Below are 1276 nucleotides of genomic sequence, written 5' to 3' on the forward strand. Positions count from 1 at the left end.
AAAACCAAATCCAGATCAACCAGTTGATCCAAAAGATCCAGATACACCGAAATGGCCAGATCCAGTTAAGGATGTAGTTAACAAAGACGATGTAACACGTACCGTGAAATACGTCTACGAAGATGGTTCTAAAGCGAAAGACGATGTGACAGAAACCCTTCACTTCAAACGCTTTGCATACGTTAACTTGGTAACCGGTCACATCGACTACCGTGAATGGACTACAAGTGATGATACCTTCAATGCAGTGAAATCTCCAGTTATCACAGGTTACACTGCTAATAAATTGGTGGTACCAGAAGTCAAAGGTGTCAAAGCTGGAGCTGAAGATATTGTCGAAGTTGTAACATATGTGAAAGATGCTCAAAAAGCGATCATCAAGTATGTCAACGAAAAAGGCAATGTGGAATTAGATCGTGATGTGGTCAATGGTAAATCAGGTGAAGCGATTGATTACAGCACAGATGGTAAGATTTCAGCATTTAAACGCAAAGGTTATGAATTAGTCAACGATGGTTTCACGAATTCTGTGAATAAGAAATATGACTTCGATGCCAAAGTAGACCAAGAATTCTTTGTTACTCTTCGTGAACGCATCGAACCAATCGATCCAGACAAACCAAAACCAAATCCAGATCAGCCAGTTGATCCAAAAGATCCAGATACACCGAAATGGCCAGATCCAGTCAAAGATGTCGTTAACAAAGATGATGTAACACGTACAATTCATTATGTTTACGAAGATGGCTCTAAAGCAAAAGATGATGTGACAGAAACTCTTCACTTCAAACGCTTTGCTTATGTCAACTTGGTAACCGGTCATGTGGATTATCGTCCTTGGACATCAGAGGATACTACTTTTGATACTGTTTTAACTCCAAAAATCCAAGGCTATACTGCTGATAAAGATGTAGTTCCAGCTGTAACAGGAGTTGAAGCGACAGCACCAGACTTTGAAGTTACAGTAACTTACGTTCGTGATGCTCAAAAAGCGATTATCAAGTATGTCAATGAAAAAGGCAACACTGAATTGAGCCGTGACCAAGTCGTAGGTAAATCCGGTGAAGCAATTGATTACAGCACAGCTGATAAGATCGCAGCATACAAACGTAAAGGTTATGAACTCGTTAGCGATGGCTTTACAAGTGCAGCTAATAAGAACTTTGACTTTGATAAAGCATTTGACCAAGAGTTCACAGTTACCCTTCGCGAACGCATCGAACCAATCGATCCAGATAAACCAAAACCAAATCCAGATCAACCAGTTGATCCAAAA

At 40.1% G+C, this 1276-nt stretch carries 1 protein-coding gene; it reads left to right on the plus strand.

What is annotated here, in order from left to right; translation table 11 throughout:
• Positions 1-1276: mucin-binding protein (locus E5S68_RS10490; protein WP_208642716.1), on the plus strand; the 1276-nt coding region annotated here is incomplete at both ends.

Origin of the sequence: Streptococcus rubneri (assembly GCF_004785935.1) — a bacterium.
Classification (GTDB): domain Bacteria; phylum Bacillota; class Bacilli; order Lactobacillales; family Streptococcaceae; genus Streptococcus; species Streptococcus rubneri.